At 73.0% G+C, this 18,442-nt stretch carries 14 protein-coding genes; 1 reads left to right on the forward strand and 13 read right to left on the reverse strand.

Annotated elements, in window-relative coordinates:
- Positions 1-378: 378 nt before the first annotated feature.
- From E1200_RS18125 to E1200_RS18175, 11 genes are all read right to left on the reverse strand, one after another.
- Entirely contained in the window at positions 379-1,239 is an 861-nt protein-coding gene (locus E1200_RS18125) for a TIGR03936 family radical SAM-associated protein (RefSeq protein WP_131953220.1), read from the reverse strand.
- Between the two features lie 193 nt (positions 1,240-1,432).
- Complete coding sequence (locus tag E1200_RS18130) at positions 1,433-3,355, reverse strand: TIGR03960 family B12-binding radical SAM protein (RefSeq protein WP_131953221.1); 1,923 nt, start codon at positions 3,353-3,355, stop codon at positions 1,433-1,435.
- 52 nt (positions 3,356-3,407) lie between these two features.
- Positions 3,408-4,577, reverse strand: a complete 1,170-nt coding sequence (gene rodA, locus E1200_RS18135) for a rod shape-determining protein RodA (RefSeq protein WP_243708658.1) — start codon at positions 4,575-4,577, stop codon at positions 3,408-3,410.
- Positions 4,574-6,646 (reverse strand): penicillin-binding protein 2, encoded by a 2,073-nt coding sequence (gene mrdA / locus E1200_RS18140; RefSeq protein ID WP_131953222.1) that lies wholly within the window; start codon positions 6,644-6,646, stop codon positions 4,574-4,576. The genes rodA and mrdA overlap by 4 nt, the downstream gene beginning before the upstream one ends.
- The gene (mreD, locus tag E1200_RS18145) at positions 6,643-7,242 is read right to left on the reverse strand and encodes a rod shape-determining protein MreD (protein WP_131953223.1); all 600 of its coding nucleotides are present in this window, start codon (positions 7,240-7,242) and stop codon (positions 6,643-6,645) included. Before mreD ends, mrdA begins: the two co-directional genes overlap by 4 nt.
- 1 nt (position 7,243) lies before the next feature.
- Complete coding sequence (mreC, locus tag E1200_RS18150) at positions 7,244-8,260, reverse strand: rod shape-determining protein MreC (RefSeq protein ID WP_131953224.1); 1,017 nt, start codon at positions 8,258-8,260, stop codon at positions 7,244-7,246.
- A 55-nt stretch (positions 8,261-8,315) separates the two neighbouring features.
- A complete protein-coding gene (locus E1200_RS18155) occupies positions 8,316-9,338 on the reverse strand; it encodes a rod shape-determining protein (RefSeq protein ID WP_347813224.1) in 1,023 nt (340 codons plus the stop codon).
- 192 nt (positions 9,339-9,530) lie between these two features.
- Positions 9,531-9,941, reverse strand: coding sequence for a nucleoside-diphosphate kinase (ndk, locus tag E1200_RS18160; protein WP_131953226.1), 411 nt, complete (start codon positions 9,939-9,941; stop codon positions 9,531-9,533).
- Positions 9,942-9,986: 45 nt separating this feature from the next.
- The gene (locus E1200_RS33795; protein WP_165950364.1) at positions 9,987-11,486 is read right to left on the reverse strand and encodes a hypothetical protein; all 1,500 of its coding nucleotides are present in this window, start codon (positions 11,484-11,486) and stop codon (positions 9,987-9,989) included.
- Between the two features lie 112 nt (positions 11,487-11,598).
- Positions 11,599-12,003, reverse strand: coding sequence for a DUF4233 domain-containing protein (locus tag E1200_RS18170; RefSeq protein ID WP_131953227.1), 405 nt, complete (start codon positions 12,001-12,003; stop codon positions 11,599-11,601).
- Positions 12,004-12,010: 7 nt separating this feature from the next.
- Positions 12,011-13,381, reverse strand: coding sequence for a folylpolyglutamate synthase/dihydrofolate synthase family protein (locus tag E1200_RS18175; RefSeq protein WP_131953232.1), 1,371 nt, complete (start codon positions 13,379-13,381; stop codon positions 12,011-12,013).
- 108 nt (positions 13,382-13,489) lie between these two features.
- On the opposite strand from E1200_RS18175, the gene E1200_RS18180 reads away from it, so the two are divergent.
- On the forward strand, positions 13,490-14,689 hold the full coding sequence (locus E1200_RS18180; protein ID WP_131953228.1) for a hypothetical protein: 1,200 nt from the start codon (positions 13,490-13,492) through the stop codon (positions 14,687-14,689).
- On the opposite strand, the gene E1200_RS18185 is transcribed toward E1200_RS18180, so the two are convergent.
- Both E1200_RS18185 and E1200_RS18190 read right to left on the reverse strand, forming a co-directional pair.
- Positions 14,661-15,455 carry a hypothetical protein gene (locus tag E1200_RS18185; protein ID WP_131953229.1) on the reverse strand — a complete coding sequence of 265 codons (795 nt, stop codon included), beginning with the start codon at positions 15,453-15,455 and terminating at the stop codon, positions 14,661-14,663. The two genes, E1200_RS18180 and E1200_RS18185, sit on opposite strands and share 29 nt — an antisense overlap.
- Before the next feature lie 302 nt (positions 15,456-15,757).
- Positions 15,758-18,373, reverse strand: a complete 2,616-nt coding sequence (locus E1200_RS18190) for a valine--tRNA ligase (RefSeq protein WP_131953230.1) — start codon at positions 18,371-18,373, stop codon at positions 15,758-15,760.
- Positions 18,374-18,442: the final 69 nt, after the last annotated feature.

The following is an 18,442-nucleotide window of genomic DNA, read 5'->3' on the forward strand; positions in this document are numbered from 1 at the left end:
CTCTCCACGTCGGGCGGGGGGCCCGCGGGGCGCCTCGCGCGGCGGGGACGCGTCGTCACCGCGTTCTCGGTGTCCGGGCCTTGCGCCGTCTCCGTTCCGGTGTGCTCGTTGTCGGCGGTGCCGTTGTCGGTGCCTTCGGCCGTGGCCTCATCGGCTTCGTTCTCACGCATCCGGGCAATCTCCCGTCAGGCTCCCGGGCGCGTCCGCGTCGCTCCGCCCGGGGGCGGATCGGTGCGGTGCGCCGCACGAGAGCTCTCCGTCAGTCGTCGGCGTCGTCATCGCCGGACGGTGGTCCGGCCATGACGACGAAGTCGTCGGGGGTGCGCCCGCCGTACCCTGCGGGACCGGTTCCGTGCAGCCACGGCTTCGGTCCCCCGGTCAGGCGCTGACGGCATCCGCGCTCGCGAGGTCCCCGGGCTGCGGCCGCTGCGGGCCGCGGGCCGTCTCGGCGTCATCGCCGGACGGCAGGCCGATCTCCCGGTCGGGATCCAGGGGATCCGCGAGGCCACCGGTTTCCGCGTCAAGGGGCCCCTGCGCCAGCCTGGTCACCAGCGGGGGTGACGGCGGCGCGAGGTCGGCGACCTGGCGCAGTCCGGTGAGGATGTCGTCGGGTCGTACGGCCGGTGTGGAATGCCGAACAACCATTCGAAGTATCGCACAAGGGGCATCGGCCGCTCGCGCGGCGCGCCGGTCCAGCTCACAGGTGTGGACGGCGGCGCGCACGTCGAAACGGCGTCGCCCCTTCTTGGTGAGGCGCTCGACCTCGATCGTCTCGGCGGCCATGAAGGCGGCCACGGCGGCGGCGGCATCGTCGGATGACACGCCCTCCAGCCGGATCCGCCATTCGGACGCCTCGAGCCGATCGGTGAACGCGCCGGGTTTCGGCTGCGCCTCTCCGCCGCGTCCCGCCCGTACCGGCACGACATCGACGATGTCGAGCCCGGGGGGCAGGGCCGCGTCGAGATCGGCCCGGACCCGCGCAGGGTCGCGGGTCTCGGTGAGCCCGATTTCGAGGTACTCGGCCTCGCTGGCCACCCCTGTCGCCGCCGCACCCGCGTATGAGATCTTCGGGTGGGGGGTGAATCCGCCGCTGAACGCGACAGGGATCCCGGCGCGCCTGACGGCGCGTTCCACGGCCCGGGAAATGTCGCGGTGGCTCGTGAACCGCAGCCTGCCCCGCTTGGTGTAGCGGACGCGCAGTCGCTGGGTCACGGGGGCCGGCGCCGGACCCTCCGGCATGGGTGCCAGGGTTCTGGTCCTTCCTACTCGTGGCGAGTCGAAATATAGGTCTCCCTATAGAGTACGGGTCGCCCGGCGGCCTTTGGTCCTGGGGCGGCCCCGCGAACCCGGGAGGCGCGCAGTACAGGGCGTTCACGCGGCCGTTTTCGGGCATGCGCCGCCCGGGCGGGGCGCACGTCCCGGCCGGAGGCGGTCAGACGACCGACAGCGGCAGCAGCTTCCGGCCGGTGGGTCCGATCTGGATCTCGGTGCCCATCGTGGGGCAGACGCCGCAGTCGTAGCAGGGCGTCCAGCGGCAGTCCTCGACCTCGGTCTCGTCGAGGGCGTCCTGCCAGTCCTGCCAGAGCCACTCCCGGTCGAGGCCGGCGTCGAGGTGGTCCCACGGGAGGACCTCGACCTCGTCGCGCTCCCGGACGGTGTACCAGTCGAGGTCGACCGGCTCGTCCGCCAGTGCCTTCTGGGTGCAGTTCGTCCAGCGCTCGTAGGAGAAGTGCTCGCTCCAGCCGTCGAAGCGGCCGCCGTCCTCCCACACCGCGCGGATGACCTTGCCGACGCGGCGGTCGCCGCGCGACAGCAGGCCCTCCACAATGGACGGCTGCCCGTCGTGGTAGCGCAGGCCGATGGCGCGGCCGTACTCCTTGTCGCCGCGCAGGGCGTCCTTGAGGGCGCTCAGGCGGCGGTCGACGGTCTCGTGGTCGCACTGCGCGGCCCACTGGAACGGGGTGTGCGGCTTGGGCACGAACCCGCCGATGGAGACCGTGCAGCGAATGTCCTTGCGGCCGGTGGCATCGCGGCCGGCGCGGATGACGCGCTTGGCCATGTCGGCGATCGCGAGGACGTCCTCGTCCTCCTCGGTGGGCAGGCCGCACATGAAGTACAGCTTGACCTGCCGCCAGCCGTTCTCGTAGGCGGTGGTCACGGTGCGGATGAGGTCGTCCTCGCTGACCATCTTGTTGATGACCTTGCGCATCCGCTCGGAGCCGCCCTCGGGCGCGAACGTCAGGCCGGAGCGGCGCCCGCCGCGGGAGAACTCGTTGGCGAGGGTGATGTTGAAGGCGTCCACGCGGGTGGACGGCAGCGACAGCGAGGTGTTGGTGCCCTCGTAGCGGTCGGCGAGGCCCTTGGCGACGTCGCCGATCTCGCTGTGGTCGGCGCTGGACAGGCTGAGCAGCCCGACCTCCTCGAAGCCCGACTGCTTGAGGCCCGTCTCGACCATGTCGCCGATCGTGGTGATCGACCGCTCCCGCACCGGACGGGTGATCATGCCGGCCTGGCAGAACCGGCAGCCGCGCGTGCAGCCGCGGAAGATCTCCACGCTGTACCGCTCGTGGACGGTCTCGGCGAGCGGCACCAGCGGCTTCTTCGGGTAGGGCCACTGGTCGAGGTCCATGACGGTGTGCTTCTCGATCCGCCACGGCACCCCCGGGCGGTTCGGCGCGACCCGCTGGATCCTGCCGTCCGGCAGGTAGGTGACGTCGTAGAAGCGCGGCACGTAGACGCCGCCGGACGCGGCGAGGCGCAGCAGCAGCTCGTCCCGGCCGCCGGGGCACCCCTCGGCCTTCCACTCGCGGACGACCTCGGTGATGCCGAGCGCGATCTCCTCGCCGTCGCCGAGGACGGCGGCGTCGAGGAAGTCGGCGATCGGCTCGGGGTTGAACGCGGCGTGCCCGCCCGCGACGACGATCGGGTGGTCGTCGGTGCGGTCGGCGGCGTCCAGCGGGATGCCCGCCAGGTCGAGGGCGGTCAGCAGGTTCGTGTAGCCGAGCTCGGTGGAGAACGACACGCCGAACACGTCGAACGCGGTGACCGGGCGGTGCGCGTCGACGGTGAACTGCGGGATGCCGTTGTCGCGCATGACGGCCTCCATGTCGGGCCAGACCGAGTAGGTCCGCTCCGCCAGCACGCCCTCGCGCTCGTTCAGGATCTCGTAAAGGATCTGGACGCCCTGGTTCGGCAGCCCGACCTCGTAGGCGTCCGGGTACATCAGCGCCCAGCGGACCTCGGCCGCGTCCCAGTCCTTGATCTGGGAGTTCAGCTCGCCGCCGACGTACTGAATCGGCTTCTGCACGCTCGGGAGGAGCGGCTCCAGACGCGGGAAGAGCGACTCGACCGGCATGACGGAATCCTCCGTGCAGGGGACGTGGGATGTACGGCCAGCCTACCGCCGCTCAGTCGAAGGCGCGGCGGCGTACGTGCACCGCCTGCAGCAGCCCGAAGGCGATCATGTTGGCGAAGGTGGCGGAGCCGCCGTAGGACACGAACGGGAGCGGCAGCCCGGTGATCGGCATGATGCCGATCGACATCCCGACGTTCTGGAACGTCTGGAACCCGAGCCAGCACACGACACCGGTCGCGACCAGCGTCCCGAACAGGTCGGCGGCCTGGGTCGCGATGCGCAGCCCGCGCCACAGCACCACGCCGAGCAGCGCGACGATGACGGCCCCGCCGACGAAGCCGAGTTCCTCCCCCGCGACCGTGAAGATGAAGTCGGTCTGCTGTTCGGGCACGAAGTGGCCGCCGGTCTGCTCCCCCTGGAACAGGCCCTTGCCGAACACGCCGCCCGACCCGACCGCGATGCGGGCCTGCCGGGCGTTGTAGCCGGCGCCGCGGGGGTCGGCGTCCGGGTTCATGAACGCGGTGAAGCGGTCGATCTGGTACTGCTCCAGCAGGCCGAAGAGCAGCACCAGGACGATCGCGGCCGCGCCGGCGCCGACCAGCCCGGCGAGCCACCGCTTGCGCACGCCGGACACCGTCAGCATCCCGAACACGACCGCGACGAACACGAGCGTCGTGCCGAGGTCGGGCTGCAGGATGATCAGCAGGGCGGGCACGCCGGCCAGCACGAGCGCGAGCACCACGTCTCGGACGCCGGGCCCGATCTCGCCGTCGCGCGGCTCGCCGAGGATCATCGCGAGCAGCACCACGATGCCGACCTTGGCGAACTCCGACGGCTGGACCTGGAACCCGCCGCCGAGCACGATCCACGAGTGCGACCCGTTGATCGTCTCGCCGAGCGGGCTGAGCACGGCGACCAGCCCCACGCAGGCCACCCCGTACAGGATGGGGACGTAGGCGCGCAGCAGCCGGTAGTCCAGGACGGTCACGACGCCGCCGAGCACGAACCCGATCAGCAGGTTCAGGACGTGCCGCTTGACGAAGCCTTCCGGGTCCTTGCCCTGCTCGGCGAGTCCCTGGAACGTCGCCGACCGCACCAGCAGCGCGCCGACCACCGACAGCACCAGGACGGCCACCAGCAGCGGCCAGTCGAGCCGCCGCATCACCGCGACCCGGCTGGTCCAGTGCCGCCGCTCCCCGTACCCCTCGACGACCCCGCTCACGGCGCGGTCTCGGAGCCGGGGAGCTTCGGCAGGCCGGCGGGGACCTCGCCGTTCTCCAGGACCGCCTTGCGGTCCTTGGTGCCGTACATGGCCTCCCAGATCTTGCGGACGATCGGCGCGGCCGTCTGCGCCCCGAAGCCGCCCTGGGAGACCATCGCGACCACGGCGTAGCGCGGCTCCTTCGCCGGGCCGAAGGACGCGAACCATGACATGTCCGCGTGGCCGTAGCGCTCGGCGGTCCCGGTCTTGCCTGCCACGGCGACGCGCTTCAGGTCGAACCCGGCGAACGCCCCGCCGGCGGTGCCGTCCGTGGGCACCTTGGCGAGCGCCTTGCGCATGTAGGCGAGGACCTTCTCGTCGATGGGCACCCGCACGGGCTCCGGCGCCTTGATCCGCTCGGCGACCGTGCCGTCCGGCCGCATGACCGCGACGCCGATGCGCGGCGTGTGCAGCTTGCCGCCGTTGGCGATCGCCGCGTAGGCGCGGACGAGCTGCAGCGGCGTCACCAGCACGTTGCCCTGGCCGATCGACAGGTTGGCCGCGTCGCCGGCGCGCCACACGTGGCCTTCGAGGCAGTTCTCGTTGGCGACGGCCTTGAGGTAGGCGGCGCGTCCCGGGTCGGTCTTGGCGACCTCCGGGTAGCCCTCCTTGGCGCCGCGGCAGTTGGCCTCCCTGGTCGCCTCCCAGTACTGGCGCTTCCACTGCCGGTCGGGGATGCGGCCGGGGCTCTCGCTCGGCAGGTCGATGCCGGTGCGGGCGTCGAAGCCGAAGCCGCGCGCCATCTCCACCATCGGGTTCTTCGCGTCCGGCGGGGCGTTCCGGCCGCCGTTGCGGAGCCACATCTCGTGCGCGAACCGGTAGAAGATCGTGTCGCAGGACTTCACGAGGGCCGTGTGCAGGTTCATCGAGCCGAGGTTGGCGCTCTGGAAGTTGTTGAACGCGCGGCTGCCGACCATGTACGACCCGGGGCAGCTGTAGGTGCCGTGCAGGTCGTAGCCGGCCTTCACCGCGGCGGCCATCGACGACACCTTGAACGTGGAGCCCGGCGGGCCCTGTCCCTGCGTCACCCGGGAGATCAGCGGGCTGTTGTTCTTCTCGCCCAGGAGCTCGTCGTACTTCTTCTGGGAGATGCCGCCCGTCCATACGCTCGGGTCGTAGCTCGGGTAGCTCGCCGTCGCGACGAGCCGGCCGGTGCGCACGTCCATCACCACGGCGGCGCCGGAGTCGGCGGGCCGGCCGCCGCGCCGCGCCTCCTTGATCCCCTCTTCGAGCGCCTTCTCGGCCGCGCCCTGCACCCCGGCGTCGATGCTGGTGACGAGGTGGTTGCCGGGGACGGGCTCCTTCTTCTCGGCGATGCCGGTGACGCGGCCCTGCGCGTCGACGAGGACGCGGCGGTAGCCGGCCTCCCCGCGCAGCGCCTTGTCGTACTGCGCCTCCAGCCCGTCGCGTCCGACGAGGTCGACGCCGCTGTAGCCGGTGACCTTCAGCCCTTCGCGCTTGTCGAGCTCCTCCTGGGTGACGGGCTGCAGGTAGCCGAGGGTCTGCACGGCGCTCGCGCCCTCCGGCTCCGGGTAGCTCCGGACGGGCTGGATCTGCGCGGTGACGCCGGGGAAGTCCTCCTGGCGCTCCATGATCTGCAGGGCGCGCTGGGGGTCGGCGTGGTCCACGACGGGGATCGGCTGGTACGGCGAGCCGGGCCAGCACGGCCGCTGGACGGTGGGGCTGCACAGCCGGATCCGCTTGCCGACCTCGTCGTAGGTCATCCCGAGGACGCCCGCGAGGCGGCGCAGCACGGCCTCGCCGCCGTCGTCCTGCCGCGACAGCGTGGTCCGATCGACGGAGATGACCAGCGAGCTGGTGTTGCGGGCGAGGGGCCGGCCGCGGTCGTCGAGGATCATGCCGCGCAGGGCCGGGACGACGATGTCGCGCATGCGGTTCTGGGCGGCGATGTCGCGGTAGTGGTCGCCTTCGAGGACCTGCAGCGTCCACATGCGCCCCACCAGGACGAGCAGCAGGACGCCGACCATCACGTACAGGACGACGAGGCGGAAGTGCGTGCGCGGGTTCACAGGCCGCCACCCCGGCCGGACATGGCGCGGTAGCGGGCGACCGGCACCGACAGGCCGTCCCCGCGGGACCGTTCGCCGCGTTCGTACCGCCGGGTGGCGCGCAGCACCGTCCATACGACGAACGGGCTGGCGAGGACGGTGTAGAGGACCTGCAGCGGCACCATGCTGGAGACCGTCGCCCATCCGGCGCGCGGGTCGCCGAGCATCATGCCCGTCCCGGCGTACAGGACGGTCCCGGCGAGGGCGCCCGCGGCGACGGCGAAGAACGGCACGGCGGACTGCCGGTCCATCTCGCTGGACGCGACGCCGCACAGGTAGCCGATGAGGCAGTACACCAGCGCGTACCGGCCGATGGTGTGGTCGGCGGGCGGGATGATGTCGGCGGCGAGGCCGGCCAGGAACCCGGTGACCATGCCGGTCATCGACCCGGCGACGAGCGCCAGCGCGACGACGGTCAGCAGCACCAGGTCGGGCTGGACGCCGCCGGGCAGCGGCAGCCGGTTCGCGACCGACACCTGCAGGATCAGCGCCGCCACGATCAGCACCGCGGTCACCGCGGTGCGTCCGGCCGGCGACGCCTCGGGTGGGTTCAGCACGTCAGTCCCCCGCGTTCGGTTCTGTGGACGGGCTCCGCGTCGCCGTCGGCCGGGCCGGCGAGTCGTCGCCGCGCGGGCTCGCGGAGGGTCGTGCCGACGGACTCGCGCTCGGCGCGGCGGACGGCGTCGCGGGCGGCTTCGGTTTCGGGGGCAGGACCGAGTCGCGGGGGTTCTTCTTCGGCGGCGCGACGACGACGGCGACGACGTCGAGGCTGGTGAAGCGCACGAACGGCCGGACGTAGGCGGTGCGGGTCAGGCCGCCGGTGGAGCGTTCGATCCGCTCGACGACGCCGATCGGGACGCCCGGGACGTAGGGCCGCTGGCCCTGCGAGCCGAGCGTGACGATCCGCTGCCCGACGTGGATCGGGGCGGCGGCGTCCAGGAGCTGGAAGCGCAGCGGCGTCTCGCTGTGGCCGCCGAGGCCGCGGCGGCCGGCGCCCTGCACGATGCCGATCTCCTTGGAGCCCTCCAGGCGGGACCCGACCGAGGAGGTCTGGTCGGTGGCGAGCAGGACGGTCGCCGTCGCGGGCCCGACGCGGGTGACCCGGCCGACGAGGCCCTCCCCGCTCATGACGGTCATGTCGGGCTTGATGCCGCTGCGGCTGCCCACGTCGATCGTGACGGTGTCCTCGAAGCCCTGGCCCGCGGAGATCACCTGACCGGCGAGGATCTTGTAGCCGCCCATTCCGGCGGTGCCGAGCAGCCGCTGCAGTTGCGCGGCCTTGTCCTCGTCGATGCGGGCGCCGCGCAGCCGCTCGCGCAGCTCCTGGTTCTCCCGCTCCAGCCGGTCGGCGCGGCGCCGCTGGCCGGGCGCGTCACCGATCGTCTCGAAGGTGTCGGTGACGGGCCGCACGACGGACGCCGACGCCCGTTCCACGGGCCCGAACACCGCCGCGCCTATGCCGCGCAGGCCGCGCAGCGGGGAGTCGTCCCCGCCGCGATGGTCAATGGTGATCATCGCGAGCGCCACGACGAGCAGCGCGCCGAGGACCACGCGGGTGCGCCGGGTGTCCTTCACCCACCGACCTCCGGTTTTCTAGTCCGCCCGGGTCCTAGTCCATCGGGGGGTGTGTTCAGTGCCGCGGCTCGGGTACGAGGACCTGCCGCAGCTCCTCGAAGTCCTCGACGCACTTGCCGGTGCCGAGGACCACCGAGTCGAGCGGGTTGTCCACGAGGTGGATCGGCATCCCGGTCTCCTCGCGGAGCCGCTCGTCGAGGTTCTTCAGCAGCGCGCCGCCGCCGGTCAGCGCGATCCCGCGGTCCATGATGTCGCCGGACAGCTCCGGCGGGCACTTGTCGAGGGTGGTCTTCACCGCGTCCACCACGGAGTTGACCGGCTCCTCGATCGCGCGCCGGACCTCCTCCGCGGAGATCACCACGGTCTTCGGCAGCCCGCTGACCAGATCGCGTCCGCGGATCTCGGCGTGCGGCTCGTCGTCGCCGCCGGGATAGGCCGACCCGATCGCCATCTTGATCTCTTCGGCGGTACGTTCCCCGAGCATCAGCGAGTACTCCTTCTTGGAGAAGGAGATGATCGCCTGGTCGAGTTCGTCGCCGCCGACGCGGACCGACTGGCTGGTGACGATGCCGCCGAGGGAGATGATCGCGACCTCGGTGGTGCCGCCCCCTATGTCGACGACCATGTTCCCGGTCGGCTCGTAGACGGGCAGGCCGGAGCCGATCGCGGCGGCCATCGGCTCCTCGATGATGTAGACGCGGCGGGCGCCGGCCTGGTAGCCGGCCTCCTTCACCGCGCGCTGCTCCACCCCGGTGATCCCGCTCGGCACCGCCACCACGATCCGCGGCTTGGCGAAGTGCCGGCGCTTGTGCACCTTCTGGATGAAGTAGCGCAGCATCCGCTCGGTGACGTCGAAGTCGGCGATGACGCCGTCCTTGAGCGGGCGGACCGCGACGATGTTGCCGGGTGTGCGGCCGATCATCCGCTTCGCCTCGATGCCCACCGCGACGATCTTCCCCGTGTTGGTGTTGATCGCCACCACGGACGGTTCGTTGAGGACGATGCCACGCCCGCGCACGTACACCAGGGTGTTGGCAGTACCGAGATCGACCGCCATGTCACGGCCAAGGAACGACAACTTGTTACCCATGAAGAAAGGGAGCCCTTCATGATTGACGGGCGTGTATAGCGGCGTGTCCATCGTAACGCGCGGCCACGTCGGGAGGCAGTAAGCGCGCCGCCGCGCGTCGCCCAAAAAACGGCCTCTGACCTGCCCGGGCGACTAAAGGAAGTGGCGGCCCAGGGGTTGTTCCCCTGGGCCAGGGCATGGTCAGCCCAGCTCGGGGAAGAAGAGCTTGATCTCGCGGTCGGCGGAGTAGGTCGAGTCCGAGCCGTGGACGACGTTCTCCCCGATCTCCAGGGCGAAGTCGCCGCGGATCGTGCCGGGCGAGGCGCTCACCGGGTCGGTGGCGCCGGCCAGCGACCGGAACGCCTCGATGGCGCGCGGGCCCTCGACGACCATGGCGACGAGCGGGCCGCCGGTGATGAACTCGACGAGTTCTCCGAAGAACGGCTTGCTCGCGTGCTCTTCGTAGTGCGACTCGGCCGTTTCCCTGGTGAGGGTGCGGAGTTCCAGCGCGACGAGCTTCAGGCCCTTGCGCTCGATGCGGGAGACGACCTCACCGATGACGCCGCGGCGGACGCCGTCGGGCTTGACAAGAACGAGAGTGCGCTCGGACACGGGTGGTTCTCCTTGGGAATTTCGGTTTGGGCAAGCGCGCGAATACTACCCGTCCCCCGGCCCGGCGGCGGCCTTACCCGGGAGAGTCGCGCCGCCGGCCGCGGCGCGTCGCGCGCGAGCGCGGGCGGTCACGGCGGCCAGGAGGACGGCCGTCACCGCGGCGGTCACGAGCCATACATGGTAGGCGCCGAGGAGCGCGTCCGCCCGCCGGGTCTCCGTCATCGGGCGCGGCGACTCCAGCCGGGACGCCTCCAGGGACAGCACGAGGAGCTGCCCGGCCAGCAGCGCCGGGAAGCACAGGGACAGTCCGTAGAGCGCGGAGCCGACGCCCGCGCCGCGCAGGGACGCGGCGAGCGCGAGCCCGGCTCCGGCGCCGAGCGGTATGAGCGGCAGGAGCGGCGTCCAGCGGTCGTAGGGGGCGGCGGCGAGGCCGAGGAGCAGCCCGGTGGCCATCAGGAAGTAGCCGGCCGGGACGGCACGGTGCGCCGGCACCCGGGTCGAGGCGAGCGCCCCGATGACGGCCGCGACCGCGGCCGGTGCGAAGGGAAGGGCGGGCACGGCCGCGCCGGCCTCGCGCGCGTGTGCGGTGGCGGAGGCCAGGCCCGCCATGGGCCCCGCGACCGGGAGGCAGAGCAGCCCGACGGCGACCATGACGATCGCGCATCCCTCCGGACTGCCCGCCACGGTGTCCCGGCCGCCGGCGAGCGCGAGGCCGAGCAGCGCGGCGAGCGCGGTCGCCGCCACGACCAGCCGCGCGCCGGGCGACCAGTCGTGGGCGGCGACGACCGAGAGGAAGGTGAACCCGGTCGCGGGGACCAGGGGAAGGAGCAGCTCGCCGCGTTCGGCCTGCCGGGCGGCGGGCAGCGACCACGGGCCGCGCCCGCGCAGCAGCGGGTGGCAGGCCGCGGCGGCGACGGCGGCGAGCGCGGGCCACGGGACGGGAGCGAGGGCCTCGCGCCAGTCGGCGGCGGCCGTCCCGTCGGCGGGCGGGACGGCGCTCAGCGCGAGCGGCATGGCGAGGATCAGCATGCCGGCGAAGACGCCCGCCCAGGCGGCGGTGAGTCCGCGGCCGCCGCGCTCCCAGACCAGGACGAGGGAGGCGGGGAGGACGATGCCCGCGCCCACGCCCTGCACCGCCCGGACGACCGCCACCAGCGGCACCGAGGGGACGAACCGGGCGGCGCCGAGGCCGGCGAGCAGCACGACCGCGCCGGTGAGGAGCACGGCCCAGGCCGGAAGGCGGCGGGCGGCCAGCGCGGCGAGCGGCACGGTGAGCAGGAGGGCGGGCAGCGCGCCCCCGGTGGCGTGCAGCAGGGCGGGGATCTCGTGGTCGGCGAGCGCGAGCGCGTTCGCCGCGGCGGGGACGACGTGGAAGACGGCGTCGGGCACCACCAGGACGGCGGCGGGCGGCGCGGTGAGGGCGGGGAGCAGCGCACCGAGGGCGGCGAGCCGCGTCCGGGCGCCGCCCTCCGGCGGCGGGCCCGGGAGCGGCCGGCTCGGCACTCTGGTGGACGGCGCTTCTTCGGACAGGGCCCGCTCCTTCACGGGTCGCCGTCCACCGAACGCGCTTATTCCAGAAAGGGAAGAATGCCGGATTCAGAATGATTATCTGATGTGCCGGCGCGGTGGACGGAAAGGGGTGCGGTCCCCCGCGAATTTAGCGCGACTGGACGGCCGCCGCCTTGCGTCCCAGCCAAATCGCCGTTCCCCAGAGGGCGCCGAAGACGGCGCCGAGGAAGAACATGGCGGGCACCATGACCCCGGTCGCGATGATCAGCACCTGCAGCACGGTGCCCGCCGCCACCGCCCACGGGAAGCGCAGCAGCCCGGCCATCAGCAGGCACGCGACGGCGAGGCCGCCGCAGACGGCGCCGGCGGTCGCGGCGTCCACGTCCATGATGGACGTCGCCACCGGGATCGCCAGGGCGATCACGACGGCCTCGCAGGCGAGCACGGTGGCGAACAGCGCCCGCGCCGGGTTGGCGGCCCGGCCGGCGGCCTTCCCGGCGGGCCCGCCGGCGGTCTCGTCGGCGGTCTTGTCGGCGGTTCTGTCGGTGCTCATGCGGCCGTCACCGTCCTTCCGCTACGCGCAGCAGTGTCCGGGCGTCGCCGGCGGTGATCACCGACCCGGTGATCAGGACGCCGGCGCCGCGGTACTCGCCGGTCTCCTCGGCGAGCCCGATGGCCCGGTCGATGGCGTCGTCCAGGCGCGGGGCGAGATGGATCCGCTCCGGGCCGAAGATGCTCCCGGCCAGCTCGGCGAGTTCCTCGGGCGGCATCGAGCGGGGCGAGGAGTTGCGGGTCACCACGAGCTCCTCTACGACGGGCTCCAGCTGGTCGAGGACGCCCGCCACGTCCTTGTCGGCGGCGATGGCGAGCACGCCGGCGAGCCGGGTGAACCCGAACGACTCGGTGATCGTGGCGACGGTCGCGGCCATCCCGGCCGGGTTGTGCGCGGAGTCGAGCAGGACGGTCGGCCCGGTGCGGGCGACCTCCAGCCGCCCCGGCGCCGCCGACTTGGCGAACCCGCTGCGCACCAGCGCCGGGTCGAGCTGGCCCTGCTCGCCGCCGAGGAAGGACTCGCCGGGCGCGATGCGGGTCGCGGCCTCCAGGTTCGGCTCGCCCCTGGTCGGCGCGCCGCTGGCGAACGCCTCCACGGCGGCGAGGGCCGTCGCGGCGTTGCCGGCCTGGTGCTCGCCGAACAGCGGGAGGAAGATCTCGTCGTAGCCGCCGTGCAGGCCCCGCAGGCTCACCTGCTGGCCGCCCACGGCGACGTCGCGGCTCAGCACGCCGTACTCGACGCCCTCGCGCGCCGCCGCGGCGCCGGTCTCCACGACCCGCCGCAGCAGCACCTCGGCGGCCTCGACCGGCTGCTGCGCCAGTACGGCGACCGACTGCGGCTTGATGATCCCCGCCTTCTCGGCGGCGATCTCCTCCAGCGTGTCGCCGAGGTAGCGGGTGTGGTCGAGCCCGATCGGGGTGATCACGGCGACGGCGGCGTCCGCGACGTTGGTGGCGTCCCAGGCCCCGCCCATGCCCGTCTCGACCACCGCGACGTCGACCGGCGCGTCGGCGAAGGCCGCGTACGCCATCGCGGTGAGGACCTCGAAGAACGACAGGCCGACCGGGTGCTTGCCGTCGATCAGCTGGACGTAGGGCAGCACGTCCTGGAACGTCTCGGTGAAGCGCTCCTCGCTCAGCGGCTCGCCGTCGATCGCGATGCGCTCGCGCAGCGTGGTCAGCTCGGGGCTGGTGAACAGCCCGGTGCGCAGGCCGCGCTCGCGCAGCAGCGCCTCGATGAGCCGGGCGGTGCTCGTCTTCCCGTTCGTCCCGGCGATGTGGATCACCGGGTAGGCGCGGTGCGGCTCGCCGAGGACGTCGACGAGGTCCCGGATGCGGTCGAGCGTGGGATCGATCTCCCACTCCACCCCCCGGGCCATGATCGCGGCGACGGTGCTGCGGTAGTCGGTCGGCTCGGGTACCTGGCTCACGTTCACAGAGCCTACTCGGCGGGCGCCGGTGGTCCCGTCCGGCACCACACTGGAGGCATGGACGTGTTCTACCGGGAATGGCAGGGCCGCAATCCCGGCGAAACCCGCGATATAGGACGAGCCCGGACCCTGGCGAGCGCCCTCGGTCTACTTTCGCCGGAGATGCCCGTCCTGACCGTCGTGGGGTCGAAAGGAAAGGGAACGGCGGCGACGTACGCTTCGGCATTCCTGGCCGCGGCCGGCCTGCGCGTGTGCACGGTCACGAGTCCCGCACTGCGCACGGACCGCGAAAGGATCCGGGTGGACGGCCGTGCCGTTTCCGAAGCGGAACTCGCCTCCCTGGCGGACCTCCTCGGCGAGGGGATCGCGGCGCTTCCGCCGCCCGCGGGCGGATACCTGTCGCCCGCCGGGCTGTTCACGCTCGCCGGGGTCCTGCACGCGCGGCGCGCCGGCGCGGACGCCCTCGTGCTGGAGGCGGGGATGGGCGGGCGGTCCGACGAGGCCGCGCTGTTCCCGCCGGACGTCGCCGCGATCACGCCGGTCTTCCTCGAACACGCCGGCGTCCTCGGGGAGACGCCCGCGGAGATCGCGCGGGAGAAGCGCGGCGTCGCGGGTCCGGGGACGGTCGTCCTGTCGGCGCCGCAGTCCCCGGAGGTCGCCGGCGCGCTCGGAGCCGTGGAGCACGTCGAGGAGGGCGGGAGCGGGCTGTCGGCGGACCTGCTGCCCGCCGGGCTCGGCCGCGTCAGCGCCGAACTGGGCGTCGCCGCGGCCCGCCGCCTCCCCGGCGTCCCCGAACCCCCGGCCGCGGCGCTCCGGCAGGTCATGGCGTCGGTCGCGCTGCCCGGCCGCCTGTCGACGCACGACGTGCCCGGGTCGGCGACGCGGCTGCTCGTCGACTCCGCCATCGACCGGGCGGGGATCGCCGCCGCCCTCGCGCAGGCGCGGCGCGCGTGGGGGACGATCGACCACGCCGTCGTCTGCCTCCCCGACCACAAGGACCTCGACGGCGCCGCCGCCGAACTGGCCGGGCTGCCCGTGACGTTCGTGCGGCTGGCGCTGCCGCACCTGCGGTTCACCCGCGCGCTGCCGCCCGGCTGGGACGTCATCGGCCCGGACGCCGTCACCCCCGAGTCCCTCGCCACCCTCGGGCACCGCGTGGTCGTGCTCGGCACCGGCTACTTCGCCGGGCTCGTCCTGGACGCCGTCGACGCCGGCACCGAGCGGCTGTTCAGCGCGGCTTCTCCACGTCGTTCCTGATCCGGCGCATGACGTCCGCCATCAGCGGGAACTGCGGGTTCAGCGTGGCCCGGTTGGAGGCCACGACGCCGTAGGAGTCGCGGGTCGCCCACGCGCAGAAGGTGTGGGTCTCGGCGAGGACGGCGAACGTCCCGCAGACGGCCTTGCCGCCGCGCCTGCCGGGGTCGGCGTCCTGCCCGGCGATGAACGTCGTGGGCTGCACCTTCTGCAGAAACGCCTCGGGGTTGCCGACCCGGCCCGTCCCGCCCATGAACAGGACGTTGACCGGCCGTGCGGGCTCCTCGCTGTACACGGCCTCGCCGCGCTCGGAGGCCGGGATGCCGGCCGCCCTGATCGCCGCCGCGACGAACGGGTACGCCGCGCTCGCCTGCGGCGGGGTCAGCGGGTCCTTGGCGAGGCCGCCCGCGCTGCCGCCCGCCTCGATGATCTTCTCGGAGGCCGGGGCGCCGGCGGTGCGGGCGTCCCGGTCGGCGCTGCCGCCGGCCTCGCCGCTCAGCCGGAACACGAACACGCCCGCCACCAGGGCGGCGGCCGCGACCACCGCCGTCGTCGCGCCCAGCGCGAACCAGGGCAGCCGCTTCTTCTTGGCGGGCGGCGCCTGCCCGGGGACCGCCTGCAGCGGGCCGGTGCCGTCCGGGAGGACCCCGTGCGGGCCCGTGCCGTCGGGCAGGACGCCCAGCGGGCCCGTCCCGCCGACCACCGGATGCGCGCCCGAGCCGTTCGGGGCCGCGGGCATCGTGTGCGGTCCGGTTCCGTTCGCCCCCATGGGCATCTGCTGCGGCCCCGTTCCGTCCGCCGATTCGGTCGACCACCACGGACGTGAGCCGCCCCAGGGCGCCGGCGCGGTGGCGACCCGCTCCGGAGCTTCCCCGTCCGCCACGACCTGCGGCGCGTTCAGGTCATCACCGGATGCGGAGTCCGGCGTGTCGGACCGAGGTGGTGATTCGGCCATTGCACTCCTGATGGTTCATGTCCTGGCAAAGCGCGCGTGCCACCACGGATCGTAGCCGCGACGGGCACGGCGCGCCGACCCTTCGCGGGGCCGGACCGCGCCGTCGCTCCGCGTGATCAGGCCGGCAGGCCGGCCAGCTGCGACTCCAGCCGGCTGATGTCGGCCTCCGCCTGCGCCAGCCGCTCCCGGTTCTTGGCGACGACGGCCTCGGGCGCCTTCGCCATGAACGCCTCGTTGCCCAGCTTGCGGGTCGCCTGCTCGACCTCCTTGCGCGCGGCGGCGAGGTCCTTCTCCAGCCGCTTGCGCTCGGCGGCCACGTCGATGACGCCCGCGGTGTCCAGCCGGACGGTGACGCCCTCCACCGGCAGCGACGCCGTCGCCGAGAACCCCTCGCCCGGTTCGGTGAGCCGCAGCAGCGAGCGGACGCCCTCCTCGTGCGCGGCGAGCGGCGAGCCGCCCCACTCCAGCGACGCGGCGACCTTCTGGCCCGGCTTGAGGCCCTGATCGGCGCGGAACCGGCGGACCTCGGTGACGAGGCGCTGCAGCGACTCGACCGCGGCCTCGGCCGCCCGGTCGGCGCGGGCGGGCTCGGCGGACGGCCACGGCGCGGTGACGACCGTGTCGCCCCCGGTCAGGGACGTCCACAGCTCCTCGGTGACGAACGGGATCACCGGGTGCAGCAGCCGCAGCAGCTTGTCGAGGACCTCGCCGAGGACGCGGCGCGTCGGCTCGGCCCGCTCGTCCGCGAGCTGGACCTTCGCCAGCTCCACGTACCAGTCGCAGACCTCGTCCCACGCGAAGTGGTAGAGCGCCTCGCACGCCTTCGCGAAGTCGTAGTTCTCCAGGTGCGCGTCCACCTCGCCGATGACCGTCTGAAGCCGCGACAGGATCCAGGCGTCCACGGTGGTCACCTCCGCGGGCATCTCCCCGCGGACGTGGGCGCCGTTGATGAGCGCGAACCGCGTCGCGTTCCACAGCTTGTTGCAGAAGTTGCGCGACCCCTGCGCCCACTGCTCCGCCACCGGGACGTCGCCGCCCGGGTTCGCGCCGCGCAGCAGCGTGAAGCGGGTCGCGTCGGCGCCGTAGGCGTCGATCCAGTCGAGCGGGTCGATGACGTTCCCGAACGACTTCGACATCTTCTTGCCGTACTGGTCGCGGACCATCCCGTGCAGGGCGATGGTGTGGAACGGCTGGACGCCGTCCATCGCGTACAGCCCGAACATCATCATCCGGGCGACCCAGAAGAACAGGATGTCGTAGCCGGTGACCAGCACCGACGTCGGGTAGAACCGCTTCAGCTCGGGCGTCTCGTCCGGCCAGCCGAGGGTGGAGAACGGCCACAGCGCCGAGGAGAACCAGGTGTCGAGGACGTCGGAGTCCTGCGTCCAGCCGGCGGGCGGCTCCTCGCCGGGCCCCGGGCAGACGACCTCGCCGCCCGGCCCGTACCAGACGGGGATGCGGTGCCCCCACCACAGCTGCCGGCTGATGCACCAGTCGTGCATGTTGTCGACCCACTCGAAGTAGCGGGCCGCCATCTCCGGCGGGTGGATCGCGACGCGGCCGTCGCGGACGGCGTCGCCCGCCGCCTTCGCCAGCGACTCGACCTTCACGAACCACTGCAGCGACACCCGCGGCTCGACGACCGTGGCGCAGCGCTGGCAGTGCCCGACCGAGTGCCCGTAGGGGCGGACCTCCTTGACGATGCGGCCCTGCTCGCGCAGCGCCGCCACCACCGCGGGCCGCGCCTCGAACCGGTCGAGCCCCTCGAACGGGCCGGACGCGGTGACAACGCCGCGCTCGTCCATGATCGTCAGGGATTCCAGCGAGTGCCGGCGGCCGATCTCGAAGTCGTTCGGGTCGTGCGCCGGGGTCACCTTCACCGCGCCCGTCCCGAACTCCGGGTCGACGTGCTCGTCGGCCACCACCGGGATGCGGCGGCCGGTCAGCGGAAGCTCGATCTCCCGGCCGACCAGGTGCGCGTACCGCTCGTCGTCGGGGTGGACGGCCACGGCGGTGTCGCCGAGCATCGTCTCGGCCCGCGTGGTCGCGACGACGATCTCGTCCTCGCCCGAGCCGTACCGGATCGACACCAGCTCGCCGTCGACGTCCTCGTGCTCGACCTCGATGTCGGACAGGGCCGTCAGGCAGCGCGGGCACCAGTTGATGATGCGCTCGGCCCGGTAGATCAGCCCGTCGTCGAACAGCCGCTTGAAGATCGTCCGGACGGCGGTGGCGCGCGCGTCGTCCATCGTGAACGCCTCGCGCGTCCAGTCGACGCTGTCGCCGAGGCGGCGCATCTGGCCGAGGATCCGCCCGCCGGACTCGGCCTTCCACTCCCACACCCGCTCGATGAACGCCTCGCGCCCGAGGTCGTGCCGCGACACACCCTCCTTGGCCAGCTCGCGCTCCACCACGTTCTGGGTGGCGATGCCCGCGTGGTCCATGCCGGGCAGCCACAGGGTCTCGTGCCCCAGCATCCGGTGCCGGCGGACCAGCGTGTCCTGGATCGAGTGGTCGAGCGCGTGCCCCATGTGGAGCGAGCCGGTGACGTTCGGCGGCGGGATCACGACGGAGAAGTGCGGCCGGTCGGGTGCCCGGCCGGGGTCGGCGGTGAACAGCCCCGCCGATACCCACCGCTCGTAGAGCCGTCCTTCGACGTCCGCCGGACGGTACTGGGTGGGCAGGTCGACGTCGGCGGCCCCCTGGCCGCGCTCATTGCTGGGCTGTGTCACGGCCGTTGATTCTACGGGGACCGGACAGGTGCCATCCCCACAGGGCACGCGCGCACGACGCCCGCACCC

The sequence above is a fragment of the Actinomadura sp. GC306 genome, assembly GCF_004348665.1.
Taxonomy (GTDB): domain Bacteria; phylum Actinomycetota; class Actinomycetes; order Streptosporangiales; family Streptosporangiaceae; genus Spirillospora.